This is a genomic window from Paraglaciecola sp. QJM3NY_14 (assembly GCF_056173245.1).
Genome location: NZ_CM149664.1, coordinates 2,597,015 through 2,619,848, shown reverse-complemented (window position 1 = coordinate 2,619,848; position 22,834 = coordinate 2,597,015). Strand labels below are relative to the sequence as shown.

Below are 22,834 nucleotides of genomic sequence, written 5' to 3'. Positions count from 1 at the left end.
AAAAAATTTTGCTAACGTTCAATAGGCCAAATGGATTAACAAGGGACAATATAATGATTATGACTACTACCCCCAGTATTGAAGGCAAAAAAATCGAACGTTATTGCGGAATAGTTGTAGGGGAAGCTGTGATGGGGGCCAATGTGTTTCGCGATATATTCGCCGCCATTCGTGATGTTGTTGGTGGGCGCTCCGGTGCTTATGAAGATGAACTAACAAACGCTCGACAAATAGGATTTCGTGAGCTTGAAGCTGAGGCGCGCTCTATGGGCGCTAATGCTGTGGTAGGCATTGATATTGATTACGAAGTGGTAGGCAAGGGCGGTAGTATGTTGATGGTCAGCATCAGCGGCACGGCGGTAAGCTGCAGCGACCTTTAGTTCTGTGTTCTTAAGCAACTTGTGTTGGAAGTTGCTTAAGGCGCAATGTGATTGACGTACTTAGGCTATTATTTTTTACCCCAATTATCGTCTTCGTCATCAAAATTTTTATTATTGTCTTTCGTTGGTTTAGGCAGTTTCTCATTTGCACTTTGTTGTAATAGCAATATATTGCCAATGATAAAACCCAATACGACCACAATGATGGCAACGACTATCCAAATATTCATTTAACCTCCTGATGCTCACGATCTGATATTCCTTTGTTTAGTATGTACCTGTGATAGATCATCGGCAATCGATTTAACACCTCAGCTTTACCTTGGATATCCTGTTTATCGAGCAGTGCTTGAAGAGTTTGTAATGTCAGCAAGCTAAGCATGTTTTCAGCCACAGGACGGTAACTTAAATGCCAAGGCTCCACGGAGACCCCACCGGTAAAATTCTGATATGGCATGTAAAAATCAAAATCAGCCGCATGCATTACTAACCATTTATTCAGTGCTGAACAGGGACCACCCTCGCTGTATTCTTGCGGGATAAGTTGTAACGTTTGACCGGCTTGAGCCATGGCGTACTTGTCATATACATCGAGATCGGTGCCCCAATGATGACGGCTTGCCCCTGGCAATGCTGACCAAGTGAGTATGGCGTGTAGCTTTTGTTCAGAGGTCAGTGTGGTTGCATCTAATGGTTCACCGGTCTTGGAATACAGGGGGCGTAATCCCCGCCATTTATTGTCCCAAATCAATTTTTGCCGGGCAAAGTCGCGATAACCGCTGGCGATATTGATGTAAATGTTGTCTTTTGCTGCACTTCGCTGCATGGCGCTAAAGGCAGAGAAAGTGTTAACTTCAAGGCGATGGCCATCTTGTGCCTCACACAAATGTGAGGCATCAAGACCTAAGGCATGCTCAACATTTATCAAGCCAATAGCCTTTGCAAAATCCCTTCATATATTTTCGCAAGTTGTGCAAGATCGTTAATATTCACATTTTCATCAATTTTATGAATAGTTGCGTTGATGGGCCCCAATTCAATAACTTGCGCACCAGTTGGAGCGATAAAGCGCCCATCGGATGTGCCGCCGGCCGTAGAAAGTTCTGTTTCCCGGCCCGTTACGTCTTTTATGGCGCTTTGTGTGGCTTCAACTAATTTTCCAGAATCGGTCAAGAAAGGTTGCCCATTGAATGTCCAGTCGATGTGGTATTCGAAATCGTATTTATCGAGTATCGTCGTTACGCGCTCAATAAGTTGCTTGTCGGTGACTTCTGTTGAAAAGCGAAAGTTAAAACATGCCGATAAGTCACCAGGGATAACATTACCGGCGCCTGTGCCTGAATTGATGTTAGAGACTTGAAAGCTAGTAGGAGGGAAGGAGGCATTTCCACTGTCCCAATGGGTTTGCGCTAACTCAGCAAAAGCGGGTGCCGACAAGTGAATTGGATTTTTAGCTAAGTGAGGGTATGCAACGTGACCCTGCACGCCTTTCACTGTGATATCACCGGTGAGTGAACCCCGGCGACCATTTTTAACGACATCACCAATCAGCGTAGTACTGGAAGGCTCGCCAACGAGGCACCATGTCATTTTTTCATTGCGAGCTTCTAGGGTATCAATTACGCGAGTAGTGCCATTAATAAATGGACCCTCTTCGTCGCTGGTAATTAAAAATGCGATCGAACCTGAATGTTCAGGATGCTTGGTCACAAACGCTTTAGTGGCAACAAGCATCGCCGCTAGGCTGCCCTTCATGTCCGCAGCACCACGGCCGTACAACTGACCTTCATGCTGGGTGGCGGTAAAGGGTGGAAATGTCCACTTTTCAGCAGGGCCGCTGGGCACAACATCTGTGTGCCCAGCAAAACAAAATACGGGTCCGCCTGTGCCTTTTCGGGCCCACATGTTGGTTGTATCGTCAAACACCATAGATTCAATATCAAATCCTAACGGGGCCAGATACTCAGCCATTAATTGCTGACAACCGGCATCTTCAGGTGTGACTGACTGTCGATTGATTAATTCTTCTGTTAACGCAAGTACTTCACAACTCATTTGAATATCTCTAGGTATTGGGCGTCTTTAAATCCGACTACGTGATGATCTTGATGAATAAGTAATGGACGCTTTATCATGGCCGGTGCTTCATGCATTAACGCTAAAGCGGTTTCTCGATTTAGGTTCTCTTTCTGTTCGTCAGTCAATTGTCTAAACGTTGTACCGCGTTTGTTTAGTAGGGTTTCCCAGCCAACGATGGCTTCAACTTCTTCAAGCCATTTTAGCTCGATACCGTCTACTCTATAATCATGAAATGTGTATTCTATTTCGTTCGCAGTTAGCCATTTACGTGCTTTTTTTATCGTGTCACAGTTCTTGATACCGTACATTTTCGTCATGAAATTACTCGTTACCCGCATTAATTAACTAGCCGCTCACTATAGCGAGACTGTGCGGGTAGGGTAAAGAGGAAACAGACAATTGGCGTGAATTGATTAATAGCAAGCACCATTACACGTGCTTTCAGTGTATTTTTATATGCCGTAGAGAAAGCTGTTCACACAAATAATTCATAATATAAGTTTGGGCGAGCCTTTTAATTTTAGTTTTATACCACACATTAAAACGATGAACTTTTCAAAGCGCTTGTCCAATAGCATTTTAGCCAGTACTGCATTTGTATTGACTCTATGGTGTATAAAATCAGCTGAAATACTATTCTCGATTGATATGCACATGTTTGCAGTTTATCCCCAGACACTTAACGGAAGCCTTGGGATCATCACAGCGCCCCTCATTCACGGTTCGTTGGAACATATTTTTAGCAACAGCCTACCCTTGTTAGTGTTACTCACGGCGCTTTTTTATGGATACCCTAAAACACGCACTCGGGTGCTTATCAGCGTGTGGTTGCTGTCAGGAGTTGGTGTATGGTTCTTCGCGCGTGATGCTTATCATTTAGGCGCAAGCGGGGTGACCCACGGCATATTTTTTTATCTTTTAGTGGTTGGGATTTTACGTCGTGATAAATCGTCGGTCGCTATTATGATGATCGCATTTTTTATGTATGGCGGAATGACCATGAGCATCTTTCCCCGTGAGCCTGACATCTCGTTCGAATATCATTTATTTGGTGGATTAGCCGGTGCTTTTGCAGGACTACTTTGGCACAGATTAGACCCTAAACCTGCCGTGAAGCGTTATCCATGGGAGCACAGCACCGATGAAGAAGACCCTATCATCAAAGATGAATGGCGTGTTGCGGTTAATTCAAGTGATCCAAGTGAAAAACTCAGTAATTTAAAAAATGATGACTTGAACACTGCTTTAGATAAAGGTGGAGAAAAGGTAGAAAAGAGCACTTCATCTCATTTAATAATTATGGCGCGTAAAGATTAACTCTTCGCTTATTAAGGGATTCCACGGTTACGCGTAGCTATTGACACTCTTTTTTGAGCATCAAGTTAACGCAAATGACATTCCAATCAATCAGCTAAATAGTTAGTTACTCATTGTTTTAATTCGTGGTCCTTTCTTGAAGCACGTAAGATAAAAATTTGTGCATATGCCAAGTAACCCCAAACAAGTGAGATCAAAAGATATGGAATTTAACTACTATTTTCGCGTCCGTTACGGTGAGTGTGATGCACAAAGCGTAGTATTTAATGCACGCTACGCAGACTATGTTGACATCACAATGACCGAATTTTTTCGAGCATTTTATGGTGGTTTCGACAATCTATTAAGCCAAGGGTACGAAACCCAAGTGGTAAACCTCAATATTAGTTGGCAATCTTCAGCGCGCTTTGATGACGTTATTGCAGCCTCTGTGAGTGTCATGAAGGTCGGGAATACGTCTTTTACCTGCGAAGTAAACCTAGTGCATCAAAGTAGTGGTAGAGCAATCGCCAATGCACAAATTACCTATGTTTGCGTTGATGCGACTACGTTTATCAAAAAGGCTGTTCCGCAAAGCTTACGCAGTGGGCTATTACAGCAAAAACAATTGCCTGCTATTAACCACGCAGGTGAGATTCAAGGAGCGTAGTTTCGCTCTTTTTCTTCTAGATTATACTTTAGTAGCATACTCAGTTAGTCGATATACTTTTATAGTGTTACTACATCAGTTGCTGCGAAGCACAAGCATAAGAGGCTGGTAAGTTCTTGGTTAGGTTAATATTTAAACCCAGAACAATGAATGCGCTATGGCGTGACAACAATAAATAACCTAAAAATAATAATCATAATAAAGGGTTTGTAATGGTGCCTCAGAATAGGAAAAGTGACACTGCGTTGTTTGACGCTTTGCGCATTCGATCAAGTTTAACCGTGGAGCGTTTGTCCGCTTTAGTCAATCAACCCAATATTAATCTTAAGGCATTGAATCAATGCCTTTCCCCTCTTGAAAAACAACTTCCTGCGATTATTGATGAGATCTATGCGTCACACCCAGAGATGGCAGATGTGGCCTTGCAGACTGATGAGTTCAATCTCTCTACAGATTTGCGATATCTTCTTAAGGCCTATATCAAGGAGTTATTGGTCAATAATGAGTATGACGAGCAGTACATCAGTAACCGTATCGCGTTAATTGTACATTACAAAAATATTGGTGTACCAGCGTTAACCTTCATTCAGTTTATCGATACTTTGCGCCATGTATTACTCCAACATATTGAGAAGATACCGGCTTTGAGTTCTATAAAAGAGCCAATTAGCTTGGCCATGCGCCAATTACTGCAGTTCGACCTTGAGTTGTGTGTTGACATTAACGTGGCACATTTACACGCTGATATCGAGGAACTGCGAAAAGAACACAACGAATTACGCAAAAATATTGAAGCTAGAATTGCCCAGCGCACAAAAGATTTGATGGAGCAGGTGCGATTGGACCCGCTGACTAAAATATATAACATCAGTGCGATGCAAGAAATGCTTGATAAAGAGCTCGCATTAGCGAAGCGTCGGCACACAAAGTTGTCGTTAGTGTATTTTGATGTTGACCACTTTAAGCGTATAAATGACACCGAAGGGCACTTAAAAGGAGATGAAGTGCTTAAAGAAATAGGTCAAACACTGCGCCAGTGCGTGCGTCAAACGGACATAGCATGCCGTTACGGTGGTGATGAGTTTTGTGTCGTGTTACTGGAGTGTAATGCACTTGAAGCGCAGAAAGTATGTGAAAAACTGATCGCTACTTTTCAATCCCGTTACCCGACTTATTCGTTTAGTATGGGGATCGCTGAAACAGGAGCATCGGAATTTGTCAGTGTTAAACAGTTGATCCATTTAGCGGACCAGAAAATGTATCTTGCTAAAAAACAAGCGGGTTACAAAATAGTACTTTGAGTTAACATTAAACAGAGCCAAGAACAATGCTTATTCGGTCCTTGGTTAGGTACATGACTCCCCAAGTCCGTGCATTATCATCTAACCCCCTCTTGTATTAACGTTGCAAAACTAACGTTTCAGAATCCTGCATCAGTACCTGTTGTTATCTGAATACGTATGCAAGCACTTGTTTAGATATTGTTACAAAGGATAATCTAACTCATCATATAATTGACGTGCTTGTTTACATACCTCACTACGCCAAATTCGTGGCTACCTGATGTTAATGTACAAGATGCTACAGCAATCAATTTCATCGGTAGCTGTAGCTAATGTAAGCACTTTGTCGATACACAATAATAAATAAGAGACCCCTTCATGCAGCAAACTAAACCACAATTAAGCTTTTGGCAGATTTGGAACATGTGCTTTGGCTTCCTCGGTATTCAATTTGGTTTTGCCTTGCAAAATTCTAATGTCAGTCGAATATTTGAGTCCCTTGGTGCTGATTACAGTAATTTGGCGGTCTTGTGGGTAGCCGCGCCTATTACTGGCTTAGTGGTTCAGCCGATTATTGGCTATTTGAGTGACAATACTTGGAATCGTTTAGGCAGAAGACGACCGTATTTTCTTTGGGGCGCTATTGCCGCAAGTGGTGCGTTGTTCATAATGCCAAATTCACCTACTTTGTGGTTTGCTGCAGGTATGCTGTGGATCATGGACGCCTCAATTAATGTTTCAATGGAACCGTTTCGTGCGTTCGTGGGTGATATGTTGCCCCCTAAACAACGTGCTAGCGGCTATGCCATGCAAACCTTCTTTATTGGTGTTGGTGCGGTGGTGGCGTCTGCTTTGCCTTGGATGATGACGAACTGGTTTGATGTTTCGAATATTGCTGCACCTGGCACCGTTGCCGATTCTGTTAAATTCTCGTTTTATGCTGGCGGCAGTATCTTCCTGTTTGCGGTTCTATGGACGGTCATTTCAACAAAAGAGTACTCCCCGGAGCAATTAGCTGCGTTTGATGCTGCTCAAGCGGAGAAAGACAAACAATCTCTCACTATTACGCACACTAGAACAGCAGGGCAGTACGTTAAAGGAGGCAGTTTTTTTTGCGTTATTGGGCTAGCCTTACTTGTACTGATTTACCTCAACATCGACCAACTTGATAAAAATTTATATATTTTGGCCGGCGGGCTGATTGTTTTTGGCATCTGTCAGTTAGTTGGGGCCTCTATGGTGCACCAAAAACGCACCAAAAATGGTTTCGCGCAAGTCCTTGGCGATCTATTTGCTATGCCCCAAGCCATGCGTCAGTTGGCAGTAGTGCAGTTTTTCTCATGGTTTCCTTTGTTCGCGATGTGGATTTATACCAATTCAGCCGTCACATCTCACCATTATGCCAGTCGAGATACCAGCTCAATTGCGTACAATGAAGGTGCCGATTGGGTGTCAATCCTGATGGCGACCTATAATGCCGTGTCTATTTTCGCTGCCATCGTCATTCCTTTTGTCGTTCGTAAACTCAATTTGCAATATGCACATTTAATCAATCTATCGTTGGGGGGGATTGGCTTTATTTCCTTTTGGTTTATTCGCGACCCAGCTTGGCTTGTCTTAGCAATGGTCGGTGTCGGATTTGCTTGGGCGTCGATTCTTTCAGTACCTTACGCCATCTTAGCCAACGTGTTACCCAGCAACAAAATTGGTGTATACATGGGAATTTTTAATTTCTTTATTGTTATTCCTCAAATCCTTGCTGCCAGTATCTTAGGTTTTTTGATCACTAAGGTGTTCGATAATCAGCCTATATTCGCGCTTGTGATAGGCGGTTGTAGCATGTTGATAGCGGGCGTGATGACGTTACGTGTGAAAATTCCTCAATAAGCAATACGAGACCATTTTATTTATGAAAATTTTAAGTCCGTCTTCATCCAATACTGCGCAATATTGCATGCGTACACTTACCATATCAGTTGTGCTTGCTATGGCTGGTTGTGCTCCTACCAATAACAGTCAGGTCACAGAGTCAGCTAACAGCACAACACAGCAGTTTTATGGCACCGATAATCCGTTTGTAAAAGAAGCGGTGTACTTTGTTATGACAGACAGATTTGTTGATGGCGATAAGGCAAATAACTACCCTGAACAAGGTGGTAATCTGCCTAGTTTCAATTTGCCCTTATACGGTGAAAACGGTGAAACAGCTAATGTGGGTTATTTGGGGGGGGACTTACGCGGTGTGCTTGATAACGGACGATATATCAGCGATATGGGGTTTACCGCAGTTTGGTTAACGCCTGTAGTGGATAACCCTGACCAGCAATTTTCAGGCGGCGAAGCCATAGGCTTCGAAGGCGCATTTAAGGACGGTGGTAAATCCGCTTACCACGGCTATTGGGCCTCAAATTTTTATAAAATCGACGAACATTATCCTTCTAGCGATCTTGATTATAAAAAATACACCAGCATTATGCGTGAACAACACGGTTTGAAAACGGTGTTTGATGTGGTCGCCAATCATGGCTCACCTTCTTTTACCATGCCGGTTGAGCAGGAAAAATTTGGTAAACTGTATGATGAAAACGATCAGCTTGTGGCGGATCATCACAACGTACTGCCTGAGAAGCTCGACCCAAATAATCCTTTGCATCAGTTTTATCACACCGAACCGGATATTATGCAGCTATCTAACCTGAATGAAGATAATGCACAATTACGCGACTACTTAATCAACGCCTATTTATATTGGATAGAGCAGGGGGCAGATGCATTTAGGATCGACACCATAAAACACGTGCCACATCACTTTTGGCAGGAAATGGCTGCGCGGGTTAGGGCATTGCACCCTGATTTTTTTATGTTTGCTGAAAGTTATGATTACAATGCCAACTTTATAGCTCAACATACCTTGCCTAAAAACGGCGGGATAAGTGTTTTAGACTTTCCGGGCCAAAAAGCCATTACAGATGTTTTTGAATCATCAAGTAGTGATTTTTCCGACTTGTTGCCTTATCTGCATTTGACTCATGGGCCCTATGCGAATCCCTACGAGTTAACCACATTTTACGACAATCACGATATGCCTAGAATGAACGGCAGCGATACGGGTTTTATTGACGCGAATAATTGGTTGTTTACCAGTCGCGGGATCCCAGTCGTTTATCAAGGGTCTGAAATTGGTTTTATGCGTGGTAAGGCGGAGCATCAAGGTAACCGTAATTACCTTGGCCAAGCCAACATTGATTTAGCCAAAACCCATCCAATCCACAATGCCCTCACTGGAATTGCTAATGTGCGCAAAAGCACGCCTGCGCTACAAAATGGTTTGCAGGTCAACCTTGAGTTCAAAGACGATTTCGCAGCGTTTTATCGGGTTATACAAAAAGGTGATATCGCTCAAACGGCGCTTATATTGTTGAACAAGAGCGATGAGACACATCTTTTTACTATTTCTAAGTATTTGGATGCAGGCACCTGGACTGAAATGCGCTTTAAGCAAGGTACGCAAGTTATCGAGCAAGGAGAATCGTTAGTCGCTGAGGTACCAGGTCACAGTGTTCATGTGTGGGTCAGAGACGCAAAAGTCATGAACGAGTCCCTTAACGCCGAATTAACGCGATTAATGGCGTTTAAATGATCCGTATTAGCAGCCATTTCAACGGCGCTGGCAACTATGGTTTGCTAGGCGCCGCTTGACTGGCGAATAACTAAGTCAACGGGCATTAAGTAATGCTCAACTTTTTCACCTTCGATTAATTTAAGTAAGCTGTCGACTAATATCTCGCCCGCTAAAATGGTGTCTTGCTTGACGGTAGTCAAGGCAGGTGTCGCAAAACCGGCCACAGGGACATTGTCAAAACCTACGACGGCGATTTGGTGAGGGATAGGTATATTGCTATCTCTTAATGCCCTTAACACCCCAATCGCAATAAGATCGCTAGCACATACAATCGCGTCGATATCAGGATGCTGTTTGAGTAGTGCAAGTGTCGCACTGTACCCTGAATCTTCAGTCGAAATAGCGTCTTGTTGCACTGCGCTTTGAGCAACGTCTGCCAGTGTCAGCGCCTTGTGATAACCTTGGTAGCGCGCAAAAAATTCAGGGGCGCGGGTGTCTGCTCCGCCGATAAACGCGAATTGATGACGACCCAAGCCGAGCAAATGTTGAGTCACATCAAAGCCACCTTGAAAATTATCACAACCAATGGACACACCGGGGTGTTCATCGTCTAATGCTCCCCAGCGTACAAAGTGTGTGTTTTGTGCCTCTAATTGGCTCAGCTTCGTGCGGTATTCGGTGTAGTCACCGTAGCCTAGTAAGATGATGCCATCAGCTTTATTAGAATCTTCATATTCCGCATGCCAATCATCACTAAGATTTTGAAATGAAATAAGTAAATCATAACCAGCTTTTGCCGATGCGCGTGTGATGCTGCCAAGCATAGATAAAAAAAATGGGTTTATCAGCGAGTTATCAGAGGTTGGGTCTTCAAACAATAAAAGCGCTAGGGTTTTACTGTGTTGGCGCCTCAAGTTACTGGCATTTTTATCGACTTTATAATTAAGCTCTAGGGCTATAGCTTGCACTTTTTCACGGGTTTCTTTATTGACCAATGGACTATCACGAAGAGCACGGGAAACGGTCGACTGCGATACACCAGCTTGATGAGCGATATCAAACGATGTTGCTTTTGCTTTCATTACTTCAAACCTTATTCTACAAAATTAGTACGATAGACCCTTTGTTATTAAGGTTTATACACTAGCCTGCCATTGAAATCCCTCATTTTATCAAAAGATGTTACGTTTGCCTCAATTAAAGCTACGGAAACTTAAGTAACTGATTTGCAGTATTTAAAAAGCCCAAAGGTCGAAAGTGATCAGACGGATAGATCGTTAAAATTGGCAATAAAAGGACTTTTCGGGGGCTGAATACTGGTATAATATCCGCTGTTTTCTACGTATAAGTGTTAGGGGTAAGTATTAATGGCCGAGACCGAGAGTCGTCCGACCAATTTCATTCGTCAAATCATCGATAAAGATCTGCAATCAGGTTTGCATAAGCAGATTCATACGCGTTTTCCACCTGAGCCAAATGGTTATTTGCATATAGGTCATGCTAAGTCTATCTGCTTAAACTTTGGCATTGCGCAGGATTACCAAGGTCAGTGCAACTTACGGTTTGATGACACCAACCCTGATAAAGAAGACATTGATTACGTTAATGCGATTAAAAATGACGTAACCTGGCTAGGTTTTGAATGGCAGGGCGAAGCACGATACTCGTCTAACTATTTTGATCAACTGCACGCCTATGCCGTTGAGCTAATAGAGAAAGGCTTAGCCTATGTGGACTTTTCGAACCAAGAACAAGTACGAGAAATGCGTGGTACTTTGACAACTCCAGGTACCAATAGCCCTTATCGTGATACGTCAATCGAGGAAAATATTGCTCAGTTTGCGAAAATGCGCAACGGAGAATATAAAGAAGGCGAGTGTTTGCTGCGGGCTAAAATCGATATGTCATCGCCGTTCATGTGTATGCGCGACCCAGCGTTGTATCGCGTTAAGTTTGCGCATCACCATCAGACTGGCGATAAGTGGTGCATATATCCTATGTACGATTTTACCCATTGTATTTCTGATGCGATTGAAGGCATAACCCATTCATTGTGCACGTTGGAATTTCAAGACAACCGTCGATTGTATGACTGGGTGTTAGAAAACGTCACTATTGATGTGGTACCGCGCCAATATGAATTTTCTCGGCTCAACCTTGAATACACAGTGCTTAGTAAGCGCAAGCTCATCCAATTAGTGGATGAAGAATTTGTGAGTGGTTGGGATGACCCGCGTATGCCTACCATTGCGGGTCTTCGTCGCCGAGGCTTTACTGCTGCTTCGATTCGTGAATTTTGTAAACGTATTGGCGTGACCAAAATGGATAACATGGTTGAAATGAGCATGTTAGAGGCGCCTCTGCGGGACGAACTGAATGAAAATGCTCCGCGCGCTATGGCCGTGCTCGAGCCAGTTAAAATAGTGATAGAAAACTATCCACAAGATGGTGTTGAATTACTTGCGGCGCCCAATCATCCCAACCGCCCTGAATTGGGCAGTCGTGAAGTGCCCTTCGCACGGGAAATTTATATTGAAGCTGAAGACTTCAGAGAAGAAGCCAATAAGAAATTTAAACGCTTGGTACTAGGTAAAGAAGTGCGTTTACGTAATGCCTATGTCATCAAAGCGCAGCGTGTTGAAAAAGACGAGCAGGGGAACGTGACCACCATATTTTGTGAATACGATGGTGACACGTTAGGAAAAGATCCTGCAGATGGCCGCAAAGTAAAAGGGGTTATCCACTGGGTGTCAGCTGCTCATGCGGTTGCCGCTGAAATTCGCCTGTATGACAGTCTTTTTACTGTGCCTAACCCAGCAGCCGAAGACGATTTTGTGGCGTGTATTAATCCTGAATCATTAACAGTCAAACAAGGTTGGGTTGAACCCAGCCTGGCCAAAGTTGATATTGATGAAGCAAATATTCAAGCATTTCAGTTTGAGCGTACTGGTTATTTTTGTTTCGATAAAGACAGTACAACAAGTAAGTTGGTCTTTAATCGCACCGTCGGTTTGCGAGACACATGGGCTAAAATAGGGGACTAATTAGCCAAGCCAGACGCTTTTATCCGAGCGAAATAGAAAAGCCCCTGTTAATGATGATTAACAGGGGCTTTCTTTATGATTGCTGAGATAGTTCGAGGACAATAAAGTTAGCTATTTAGGCTGCGCATGAAAGGTTTGACCTGTCTCGTGCCTGCTTTCGTCACTCATTAAATACAAGTACAGTGGCATGATGTCCGCCGGCGTTTTCAAGGTTTCAGGATCTTCACCAGGAAAGGCCTGAGCACGCATATTGGTGCGTGTTCCACCGGGATTAATGCAATTGGCGCGTATTGATGTGTTCTCATTTTCATCCGCAATGACTTCCATCATCCCTTGGGTCGCAAATTTAGAAATTGCATAGCTGCCCCAGTAAGCACGGCCTTTGAGCCCCACACTTGAGGTGGTAAAAACAATCGAAGCTTTGTCTGATTTTTTTAAAACTGGGATTAGAGCTTGTGTCATAAAAAATTGGCTATTCACATTCACCTGCATGACTTTATTCCAGTCTTCTTCGCTTATCTGCTGCAAAGGCTCTAAATGCCCTAGCAGGCTAGCATTATGTAATACGCCGTCTAGGCTAGGAAACTGAGCATCAATGGTGTTAGCCATATCGCGATAATGTTGCGCCGTTGCACCCTGTAAGTCCAAAGGAATAATAGCCGGCTCAGGGCCTCCATTATCGACTATTTTATCGTATACCGCTTCGAGCTTACTCACTGTTCTGCCCAACAGAATAACGGTAGCGCCGTACTTTGCGAATTGTAGGGCTGCTTCTTTACCTATGCCGTCGCCAGCACCCGTAACGAGAATGGTTTTTGAGGCTAATAAACCAGATATTGGTTGAAAATCGAGCATATATGTCTAATTCAAGTAAATTTTGCTGATTTTATCATTTAGATGTGAAAATATCCTACCGAATTAGTCTTGGAAGACGAGATTGTTTTACGTTACAAGTGATTAACAAACCTTTGCAAATCAATATCAAACTACATAAGATGGGTCAGGGAGTAACTGGTCTAACGTGTTATTTATACTGATAATAAATGTGCATAGGTCTAATTGATTCCGAGAACATGCAAAGCCAATTGAATAATAAAGAGGTAGGGAAATACAATGAATAAACTTTTGCTTAGTGCGAGTATCGCAGCTGTGCTGGGACTTACAGGCTGTAATGGAGACTCCGTAGCAGATATAGAGACCAATACCCCCGTCGAAAAACCATTCGCTCGGGTAGTATTTGACCCTGCAAACAGCGATCTTAATTTGCCCAACGATTTGTTAATGTTACCAAGTGGTAACTTTTTCGACTTTACATTAAATACCGAAGGCGATGCCGTATTTGATGGCGGCAACCCAGAACACGCACTAAGCGCGCTAGATGGATGGTCAACACAAAATCCATTTTCAATCAGAGTAACCCTACCTACTGGACTTGATATTGACGCAAGCAGTGTAAATGGCGCGTCCATCAAGCTATTTAAAGCCACCCAAGCCCTAGAAGGCACCTCGGCAACGTGTCAGGCCATAGCCGCAGTAGCCGCAGCACCAGGTGTACCCTGTGAACTAGGTGAAGAACTAGTGTATGGGGTCGACTTTGTCGCTTCCTACACCAATGAAGGTTCAGGCTCAATTGCCGTTATACCTCTTAAGCCGTTGGCATCTAGCCAAGGCCATATGTTGGTGGTAACTGATGCTTTGCTTGATACCGATGGAAAGAGCGTTAAAGGCTCAAGTTCGTGGGAGCTCGCACGTCAAGATATTAATACCTTACCCCTTGCCACCGAAGAGCAGCTGCAATTACAAACATTAGTTAATAGTTTGGTGGATGTGGTGATCCCCTCTGGTATAGAGCGTGAAACGATTTCTTATGCAGCATATTTTTCTACGGTCTCTGCTGGCACCGTGATGGATTCTGTTAAAAAACTGCAAATTGCCGGTTATGCCACTGCGTTTGGCGCGACGATGGCAGCGACAGGCGGTAACGTTGCAACGGCAGCAACCGTTGCTCGAGACTACTTACCTCAACTAAATGTATCGGCTGAGGGTATTACAAAAGCATTTGACGTCTTGGCTCCAGCATTGCTATCTGAAGCCGAGTTAGCACAACTAACGGCTGTGGGTTTAAATACCTGTGCCGGCCTTGTAACGAATATCATGGACACCAGCTCTGCTTTAAACGAGGTGGCTACGCAAACGTTTGAAACAGCCGGTCCTTTCTGTGCAGCTACTCGCATCGAAGGTGAGGTAAAATTACCTTATTATTTGAGCACCACCAATCCGTTAGGCGACTGGTGGCGCGCAATGTGTACCAGTGGCGCTACGATGCAACTAATGGGCGCTGAAACAGTGGGCTCATTAATCCAAGCTGGGGCTGTCGGGCCAAATGATGAGCTGTGCCAAGTCGCATCTCAAGGGCAGTTGCGGGATTTAGATTTATCGTCTTTAGGTATCGACGACCCACGCAATTTGACCAAGTTTAATCCTTTGCCTATGGCGCAGGGAACGAATGATGATGACGAGTCAACACCATTCAACGAAGCGGGTACTGAAACGTTAGGCGTGCAGTTTACCGTACCTGATGAGTCAGTGATTGCCATGCTATCGGCGGCAACGGGGGGCGCAATTGATGTACCGACGAAACCTGAAGCTGGCTGGCCAGTCATTATCGTTCAGCACGGTATTACTGGTCAAAAAGAAAATGCGTTGGTCGTCGCAGCCGCGTTCTCTCTTGCGGGCTTTGCAACGGTAGCTATTGATCACCCATTACACGGAGCTCGCGGTTTTACCTTAGCCGATGGAACGAACGTAAATGCGTCTACCAATTCGCCTACGGATTACATGAACCTTGCAAGTTTAATTACTGCTCGTGATAATTTACGTCAAAGCGCGACTGATACCCTAGGTTTGCGCCTGGCGTTGAATGCCATAAATGATGCTTCAGGGATAGTGGATGTTGATACATCTAAAGTTCATTTCATCTCTCAAAGCTTAGGCTCTATCTCTGGTATGAACACACTCGCTAACGCTAATACGCCGTTCGAGGGGGATTTTGCTCCCTTTAGCGATATGTATAATGTAGACACCGCCGTGTTAAACGTGCCATCAGGCGGCGTGGCAAATTTCTTATTTGAGTCACCTGACTTTGGGCCACTGATTAAAGGCTCTTTATTAGCCGCTTCATCAGAAGACTTTGCCGCCTTTTTAGGCCAATATGCGGCGGCCAACGGACTTACCGCAGAAGCGGCTATTCGCCCTGCCTTTACCGCATTTTATGGTGCATTAGAAGATGCACCTAAAGCAGAGATTGATGCTACTTTCAGTCAGTTTGTATTCGCGGCGCAGACAATATTAGATGCAGGTGACCCCATTAATTATGCTCAACAAATGGCGGGCAATACACCAACGCTAATGCAACTTGTTGTCGGTGGTGGAGTGAATGATGATGGCACAACGGCGTTGACAGATCAGGTTAACCCTGTTGTTACCTCATTGCCATTATCCGGCGGTATTCCCTTATCTAAAGTGATGGGCTTAGAGCAAGTGTCGGCCACAAAACAGAGTGATACTACGCAAAATGGCGTTGTGTATTTCTCGGCTGGGGCGCACCAATCTTTGTTTGTGCCAACCCCGAGTGTTGCTGCAACGGTAGAGATGCAGAATCAAGCAGCCAAATACTTCGATTCAGAAGGAAAAGATATTGTTATTTCAGATGAGTCTGTTGTGGCGAACTAAATTTCCCCTGAAAGACAAAAGCTAGGCCTCGCCTAGCTTTTTTTTTGCGATTTAGTCCCAATATCGCTTAAGTCAGTTATTAAGGAGTAAACAGAATTGGAATTTTTGTACGAATACGGCTTATTTATAGCCAAAGCAGTGACCATAGTAATCGCTATATTGTTAGTCGTTGGAGGCGTAGTAGGGTTGATCAGTAAACAGAAGCAACCCAAGGGAAACCTTGAAATTGACTCAATTTCAGAGCGCTTAGATGACATTAAAGACAATGTTAATCATCTCATTTGCAGCAAAGACGAGTTAAAGAAGAAAAACAAAGAGCAGAAAAAAGCGGACAAAGCCGCTAAAAAAGAGGCAAAAAACAAAGGCGACAATGATGAAAAGGGTAATCTTTATGTGATTGACTTTAACGGCTCGATGGATGCCCATGAAGTCGATAACTTAAGGGAAGAAGTAACCGCCATCATTTGCATTGCGAAGCCTAAAGATGAAGTGCTCGTTCGACTTGAAAGCGGTGGCGGGGTTGTGCATGGCTATGGTCTTGCAGCATCGCAATTACAACGCCTAAAAGACAAAGATATACCGTTAACTGTTGCTGTTGATAAAGTGGCGGCAAGTGGTGGTTATATGATGGCCTGTGTTGCAGATAACGTATTAGCCGCAAAATTCGCCATTATTGGCTCTATTGGGGTTATTGCCCAAATTCCTAACTTTAATAAATTATTAAAGAAAAACGATATTGAGTTTGAGCAACACACAGCCGGGCAATTCAAACGTACGTTGACCATGTTTGGCGAAAACAGTGATGAAGGACGTGAAAAATTCCGTGATGAATTAGAAGACGTGCATCAAATGTTCAAAGGCTTTGTGCAAGAGCACAGACCTGCGCTGGCGATTGATACTGTCGCTACGGGTGAATATTGGTACGGCAGTAAAGCGTTAGATCTTGGATTGGTTGATACCATACAAACATCTGATGACTTTTTGCTTGACGCGAACAACGTTAAGAAAATTTATTCAGTGAAATATTCGGTCAAAAAGAATCTAGCTGAAAAATTTGGCATATCAGTCACCAAAGGCGTGGTGCAATCGTTGATTAAGGTATTGAGTAAGACCCAAGTTATTGCCAAATAGGCAATTAGACTTATGATTAATTTTTGCTTAAAAATACCGGTTTAATGCCGGTATTTTTTTGTTTAAGAAAAATCATTGTGCAATTTTTATCTATAGAATATATCGCAAAAATCAAAAAAATCTGCTTGATTGCGCTGTGAAATAAAATTTTAGAGTGTAAATCACTGTTAGTGACGACTAACACTATTGGACCATTTAATCTGTTTGTAAGTTCAACTTTTTATCGTTATAAATAATATGTAATTCAATGCAAACCGGACAGTTTCTACTGAGTTATTAACCGTGCAGCGCCTATCAGTTCACACTGAAAAATAATAATAAAACAGGGGCGTGCATAATTAAAAAAACAAATAAAGTTGGAAATAAAATGAACACGTCATTAAACAAATTAACGAAAAGTATTCGCTACGTTATTGCTACATCGACAGCTGTTGCGGTTACCGCAATAAGCCCTGTCTATGCTCAACAAGTAAAAGACGATAGTGCGGAGGTAGAAAAAATTGCGGTGGTAGGGAGCCGCTCAGCACCACGTTCAGTTGCAGATTCTCCAGTGCCTATCGATATCATCGGCGGCGATGAGCTCGGTAAGTCAGCCTCTACTGACATGCTTGATATGTTAGTAAGTACGGTTCCGTCGTTTACTGCTCGCGCACAGCCTATTTCTGATGCCGCAACCCTTATTCGTCCTGTTAACCTACGTGGTTTGTCTTCAGACAGTACTCTCGTATTAGTTAACGGTAAGCGGCGCCATCGTGCGTCTGTTATTGCATTCCAAGGTGGTGGCATTAATGATGGAGCTCAAGGCCCAGATATTTCAGTTATCCCTAGTTCAGCGTTAAAACAGGTCGAAGTACTACGCGACGGCGCAGCTGCTCAATATGGCTCTGATGCGATAGCAGGTGTAATGAACTTTGTTTTAAAAGATGACGCTGACGGCGGCTCTCTATCGGTTAAACGCGGTGAGTACTACGAAGGTGACGGCGCAACAACCACTGTAGAAGGTAATGTTGGTTTACCGTTCACTAAAGATGGTTACGCTAACCTGAGTTTTCAGCTTAAAAACGCCGACGCAACCAGTCGCAGTGTACAGCGCCCCGATGCGGCTAATCTAATTGCTCAAGGTAATACTGCTGTTGGTGATCCTGCACAAATTTGGGGTAACCCTGAGATCAACGACGACATCAGCCTCTTTGGTAACGTAGGGCTTGATCTTGGCGATGACAAGAAATTCTACATGTTCGGTAACTATTCTGAGCGTGATATTGTCGGCGGCTTTTACTACCGAAACCCCCACAACCGTGGTCAAGTCTATTCAAATGATGAAGGCGAAACGCTATTAGTAGGCGATGTGGCTGAGGCCGCAGGGGCAGAACGCACTTGTGCAACAGTTGCTATTCCTAAAGTGACGCTAGCTGACGGAACGGTTGTTGACGGAAATGTGTTAGATACCGCTGCCTATCAACAGATGGCTGCCGATCCTAATTGCTTCTCAATGAATCAAATTTTCCCTGGTGGTTATACACCCGCGTTCGGCGGAAACATCACTGATACCTCTTTGGTTATTGGTGTTGAAGGCGAATTGAAAAGTGGTTTCTTATCTGGCGCGTTCTTCGATTTGAGTGGTTCTGTTGGTCGCAGTGAATCATCGTTTAACTTAACAAATACCCTTAATCCTTCGCTAGGTCTTGATACCCCAACTGAGTTCGATACGGGTAAATATATCCAGTTGGAGAAAATGTTCAATTTAGATTTATCTAAGCAAATTGACGTTGACAGCATTGATTCACTTAACTTAGCAGGTGGTCTTGAATGGCGTGAAGAGTCATTTGAAATTGTTGCGGGTGAAGAGGCCTCTTGGAAAGCTGGTGATTATGCATCACAAGGGTTCAACATTGGCTCTCATGGTTTTAAAGGGTTCGGCCCTGAAGCACAAGGCACTAATACTCGTCGCAGTGTAGCGGCCTATATTGACGTAGAAGCGTATATTACCGAAGACTTATTGCTCGGTGCTGCGGTTCGTTACGAGGACTTTACGACCTTTGGCGATACCACTAACTATAAGTTGACGGCCCAGTATTCCGTCACTGATGAGCTTTCTTTGCGTGCATCAACCAGCACTGGGTTTAGAGCTCCTACTGTAGGGCAAGCGAATGTGGTTAATACACAAACGTCTATCGTTGGTGGTGATTTGATTCAAAGCTTCTTGGCGCCACCGACTGATACATTGTCAGCATTTTACGGCGGTAAAGAGTTGTCTCCTGAAGACTCTCAAAGTTACGCAATTGGTGCGGTTTATCAAAGTGGGGACTTCTTCATGAGTGCTGACTTATACAGCATTACCGTTGAAGATCGTATAGCCCAGTCTAGTAAAATTGACGTAAATCCAGATGACTACGAAGAACTAAGAACACTAGGTGTTCAAAATCCTGAGCTTATTTCTGCTGTTACGTATTTCGCTAATGACTTTGATACTAAAACCCAAGGTTTGGATTTAGTGGCTAACTACACGCATCCAATCTTCGAATCTGGTGATACCAAGTTCTCGTTAGCGTACAACTGGAATGAAACTGAAGTCGAAAAATTCAATCCTGATACAACGAGCGTAGGCAAAGTAAAATTACTTGAAGAAGGAATTCCTCACCATAGAGCGACATTCACTGTATCGCAAAGCTGGGATACAGTTAGTGCCTTTATTCGCGTTAATTATTTTGGAGAGTACTTCGCCGTTCACGCTGATGATGCTGAACCAGGTGGCTGGAATGAGGACGCCGGCAGCAGCGCAACGGTTGACGCAGAAGTAAGCTACTTTGTAACCGACCAAATTACCTTATCAGCAGGTGCTAGCAACTTGTTCGATAATGATGCTCAGGAGCTTCCAGCTAGCTCGTTTGCGGCAGTAGGTGGTCAATATTATGAAAGTGGACCTTTCGATTACAATGGCGGTTTCTACTACGTAAAAGCAAAGTATAACTTCTAAACATACAGTAGCTTATAAAAAGCCTTGTTACGATAATCCGTAACAAGGTTTTTTTTTGCATTTTTTACGAGCATATTTCACTCAAATCGTTTTTATGATGTGATGGAAAATATAGTAGGTACTATACGATAATAGAATTCTGCTATTTGAAGTGATCGTGTTTTGATCAAGTTTCGTATGTCCGTTAGAGAAATCGTTTAATTTGGATTAGAAAGGGACGGACGTGAGTGCACTAGTTTGGTTAAGAACTGATTTAAGAAGTAAGTGGAATAGCGCGATAGATTATGCAGTTGATAATCACGATAATGTGACGGCGGTTTACTTTACCACCAAGGAGCAATGGGACACTTATAATCTGTCCAGCCACAAGGTAGCCCTCATATATCAGCGTTTAGTAAATCTGCATAAAGAGTTGGCCGAACGTAACATAGAATTGCAGGTTATTGAGGGGAGTCTTTACCAAGCGATCCCCGATCGCCTCAAGGATATTTGCACCAAAAATGGCGTCACTCATGTTTATTGCAACGCTGAATATGAATGGGATGAACGCCAGCGTGACTTGGCTGTTAAGAATATTCTTAAAAAGATTGATATCCCCCTCGCCATGTTTCACGACACTTGTTTAGTGAAACCCACTGAAATAATGAACCTTAAAAATGAGCCGTATAAAGTTTTCACGCCCTATTTTAAGCGTTGGTTAGACACGACCTTACAGCAATTACCCGGTGTACCAGATAATCATAAAGCCAGTGATACTGGCCTGAGCCAATCAGCAAACGACAGCATCCAAATCGATTCATTATTAAAAACAAATGAGATAGAAATCAGTAAGGAATTTTCGACCAATTGGCCAACCACCGCGGCTAAAATAACCAAAAAACTCAATGCATTTATCATCGAATTTTCCCCAGTATACCCAAAAAATAGGGATATTCCGTCGGTAGACGGTACCAGTAAAATTTCACCATACCTGTCTATCGGGGCCCTGAGTCCAGCGCAGTGTCTATTTCATGTATTACAAGAGTACGGCGATGATGCTCTGTCACCAGAACATGGCGCTTACACTTGGATAAAAGAAATTGCTTGGCGCGATTTCTATCGCTATGTAATGTATCACTTCCCCCATGTCAGCCGTGGGTTACCTTTTCAAAAGCATTATCAACACTTTAAATGGGAAAGTAACCAACACCATTTCGACGTATGGAAAGCAGGCAAGACAGGTTATCCGATTGTCGATGCAGCAATGATCGCGTTGCGAGAAACCGGTTGGATGCATAATCGTTTACGTATGATAGTGGCGAGTTTTTATTGTAAGCACCTTTTATTACCTTGGAAGTGGGCTGAAGACTATTTCATGAGTCAGTTGATTGACGGTGATTATGCTTCGAATAATGGTGGCTGGCAGTGGAGTGCATCGGTTGGCACTGATGCAGCGCCGTACTTTAGAATTTTCAACCCTACTACCCAAAGCGAACGATTTGACCCCAAAGGGGAGTTTATTAAAACGTGGTTGCCTGAACTTGAACATTTAAGTCCTAAGCAAATACATGAACCCAGTAAACACTGTGACGTCCAACGGATAGGCTATGCATTACCTATTGTTGAGCATAAAGCATCTGTTATGCGTACAAAAGAACAATTTAAAGGCTTTTTAGCCGCCTTAAAGTGATCTGTGTATTTGTTATTATTTCGTATTTCAAGTCCGTTACGGTTACTGTTTCTTTGGGGAAATTACCCTATAATGCGCCACATTCGTACAGCACTCAGTGACTCACTAAGTCATTGAGTGCTGTCATAGTCGAACGCAATTTTGTATAGGTTTGTGATTTATGAGCATGACTAATGTGGCGTTACTTAGCTACTTAAATGAACTTTTAAAGCCCGAAAGAGTGCAAGATTTTTGTCCAAACGGATTACAAGTCGAAGGCAAAACGCAGATTCAAAAAGTAGTGTGTGGTGTGACTGCTTCACAAGCACTCATTGATAAAGCAATACAATTAAATGCCGATGCGATTTTTGTACATCATGGTTTCTTTTGGAAAGGTGAAGCGGCAAATATCTGTGGGATGAAGAAAAAGCGCATAGCAGCGTTAATTAAGAACGATATCAACCTATATGCCTACCACTTACCTCTCGATATACACGACGTATTGGGCAACAACGCTCAACTAGGAAAACTGCTGAATATGGCACAAATCAGTCCGTTACCGTCTGAGTCTCCAGAGGGGATCGTTATGCAGGGACGGCTCGAACCCGCTATGTCGGCGCGAGCCTTATCCGACAAGTTGGTCAGTATATTAGGGCGCGTACCGCTACATGAAGGTGCTGACTCTGACCTGATTAATAGTGTTGCCTGGTGCACGGGCGGTGGGCAAGGGTACATTGAAGCGGTAGCAAGTGCGGGCATTGATGCATTTATTACCGGAGAAGTCTCTGAGCAAACTATCCATAGCGCCAGAGAAATGAGTATTCATTTTTATGCCGCTGGGCACCATGCCACAGAGCGCTATGGCGCAAAGGCGATAGCTGAGTATCTCGACGCCAAAACACAACTGAACGCAGAGTTTATTGATATACCCAATCCCGCTTAGCACCTAATAGATTGACCACATTTTAACGA

At 43.5% G+C, this 22,834-nt stretch carries 18 protein-coding genes; 12 read left to right on the top strand and 6 right to left on the bottom strand.

Annotation, left to right across the window (positions count from 1 at the left end; translation table 11 throughout):
* Positions 1-53: 53 nt before the first annotated feature.
* Positions 54-380 (top strand): heavy metal-binding domain-containing protein, encoded by a 327-nt coding sequence (locus AC0VYA_RS11040; RefSeq protein ID WP_006993363.1) that lies wholly within the window; start codon positions 54-56, stop codon positions 378-380.
* A gap of 68 nt (positions 381-448) precedes the next feature.
* Here the strand turns inward: AC0VYA_RS11040 and AC0VYA_RS11035 are convergent, their stop codons facing one another.
* From AC0VYA_RS11035 to AC0VYA_RS11020, 4 genes are read right to left on the bottom strand one after another with little or no spacing between them, the layout of a single operon-like run.
* Positions 449-610 (bottom strand): DUF2897 family protein, encoded by a 162-nt coding sequence (locus AC0VYA_RS11035; RefSeq protein ID WP_475488274.1) that lies wholly within the window; start codon positions 608-610, stop codon positions 449-451.
* Positions 607-1,308, bottom strand: coding sequence for a M15 family metallopeptidase (locus AC0VYA_RS11030; RefSeq protein ID WP_475488273.1), 702 nt, complete (start codon positions 1,306-1,308; stop codon positions 607-609). The genes AC0VYA_RS11035 and AC0VYA_RS11030 overlap by 4 nt, the downstream gene beginning before the upstream one ends.
* Positions 1,305-2,435, bottom strand: coding sequence for a succinyl-diaminopimelate desuccinylase (dapE, locus tag AC0VYA_RS11025; RefSeq protein ID WP_475488272.1), 1,131 nt, complete (start codon positions 2,433-2,435; stop codon positions 1,305-1,307). Before dapE ends, AC0VYA_RS11030 begins: the two co-directional genes overlap by 4 nt.
* Positions 2,432-2,776, bottom strand: a complete 345-nt coding sequence (locus AC0VYA_RS11020; RefSeq protein WP_475488271.1) for an ArsC family reductase — start codon at positions 2,774-2,776, stop codon at positions 2,432-2,434. Before AC0VYA_RS11020 ends, dapE begins: the two co-directional genes overlap by 4 nt.
* A 229-nt stretch (positions 2,777-3,005) precedes the next feature.
* Between AC0VYA_RS11020 and AC0VYA_RS11015 the strand changes: the two genes are divergently transcribed.
* The 5 genes from AC0VYA_RS11015 (at position 3,006) to AC0VYA_RS10995 (ending at position 9,348) form a co-directional block, all read left to right on the top strand.
* The gene (locus AC0VYA_RS11015) at positions 3,006-3,776 is read left to right on the top strand and encodes a rhomboid family intramembrane serine protease (RefSeq protein WP_475488270.1); all 771 of its coding nucleotides are present in this window, start codon (positions 3,006-3,008) and stop codon (positions 3,774-3,776) included.
* Positions 3,777-3,978: 202 nt separating this feature from the next.
* Entirely contained in the window at positions 3,979-4,425 is a 447-nt protein-coding gene (locus tag AC0VYA_RS11010) for an acyl-CoA thioesterase (protein ID WP_475488269.1), read from the top strand.
* A gap of 212 nt (positions 4,426-4,637) precedes the next feature.
* Entirely contained in the window at positions 4,638-5,726 is a 1,089-nt protein-coding gene (locus AC0VYA_RS11005; protein WP_475488268.1) for a GGDEF domain-containing protein, read from the top strand.
* 360 nt (positions 5,727-6,086) lie between these two features.
* A complete protein-coding gene (locus AC0VYA_RS11000) occupies positions 6,087-7,595 on the top strand; it encodes an MFS transporter (RefSeq protein WP_475488267.1) in 1,509 nt (502 codons plus the stop codon).
* A 22-nt stretch (positions 7,596-7,617) separates the two neighbouring features.
* On the top strand, positions 7,618-9,348 hold the full coding sequence (locus AC0VYA_RS10995; RefSeq protein ID WP_475488266.1) for an alpha-amylase family glycosyl hydrolase: 1,731 nt from the start codon (positions 7,618-7,620) through the stop codon (positions 9,346-9,348).
* 44 nt (positions 9,349-9,392) lie between these two features.
* Here AC0VYA_RS10995 and AC0VYA_RS10990 read toward each other — a convergent pair whose 3' ends face one another.
* Positions 9,393-10,412: a LacI family DNA-binding transcriptional regulator gene (locus AC0VYA_RS10990; protein ID WP_475488265.1), complete on the bottom strand. Its 1,020-nt coding sequence runs from the start codon at positions 10,410-10,412 to the stop codon at positions 9,393-9,395.
* 285 nt (positions 10,413-10,697) lie between these two features.
* Between AC0VYA_RS10990 and glnS the strand changes: the two genes are divergently transcribed.
* The gene (gene glnS, locus AC0VYA_RS10985) at positions 10,698-12,374 is read left to right on the top strand and encodes a glutamine--tRNA ligase (RefSeq protein ID WP_475488264.1); all 1,677 of its coding nucleotides are present in this window, start codon (positions 10,698-10,700) and stop codon (positions 12,372-12,374) included.
* 111 nt (positions 12,375-12,485) lie between these two features.
* Here glnS and AC0VYA_RS10980 read toward each other — a convergent pair whose 3' ends face one another.
* Positions 12,486-13,229 carry a YciK family oxidoreductase gene (locus tag AC0VYA_RS10980; protein WP_475488263.1) on the bottom strand — a complete coding sequence of 248 codons (744 nt, stop codon included), beginning with the start codon at positions 13,227-13,229 and terminating at the stop codon, positions 12,486-12,488.
* A gap of 258 nt (positions 13,230-13,487) precedes the next feature.
* Between AC0VYA_RS10980 and AC0VYA_RS10975 the strand changes: the two genes are divergently transcribed.
* The 5 genes from AC0VYA_RS10975 (at position 13,488) to AC0VYA_RS10955 (ending at position 22,805) form a co-directional block, all read left to right on the top strand.
* Positions 13,488-16,106 (top strand): VolA/Pla-1 family phospholipase, encoded by a 2,619-nt coding sequence (locus AC0VYA_RS10975; protein ID WP_475488262.1) that lies wholly within the window; start codon positions 13,488-13,490, stop codon positions 16,104-16,106.
* 96 nt (positions 16,107-16,202) lie between these two features.
* Positions 16,203-17,237 carry a protease SohB gene (gene sohB / locus AC0VYA_RS10970; protein ID WP_475488261.1) on the top strand — a complete coding sequence of 345 codons (1,035 nt, stop codon included), beginning with the start codon at positions 16,203-16,205 and terminating at the stop codon, positions 17,235-17,237.
* A 367-nt stretch (positions 17,238-17,604) separates the two neighbouring features.
* Positions 17,605-20,214 (top strand): TonB-dependent receptor plug domain-containing protein, encoded by a 2,610-nt coding sequence (locus tag AC0VYA_RS10965; protein ID WP_475488260.1) that lies wholly within the window; start codon positions 17,605-17,607, stop codon positions 20,212-20,214.
* A gap of 223 nt (positions 20,215-20,437) precedes the next feature.
* Entirely contained in the window at positions 20,438-21,883 is a 1,446-nt protein-coding gene (locus AC0VYA_RS10960; RefSeq protein ID WP_475488259.1) for a cryptochrome/photolyase family protein, read from the top strand.
* 160 nt (positions 21,884-22,043) lie between these two features.
* Entirely contained in the window at positions 22,044-22,805 is a 762-nt protein-coding gene (locus AC0VYA_RS10955) for a Nif3-like dinuclear metal center hexameric protein (protein WP_475488258.1), read from the top strand.
* Positions 22,806-22,834: the final 29 nt, after the last annotated feature.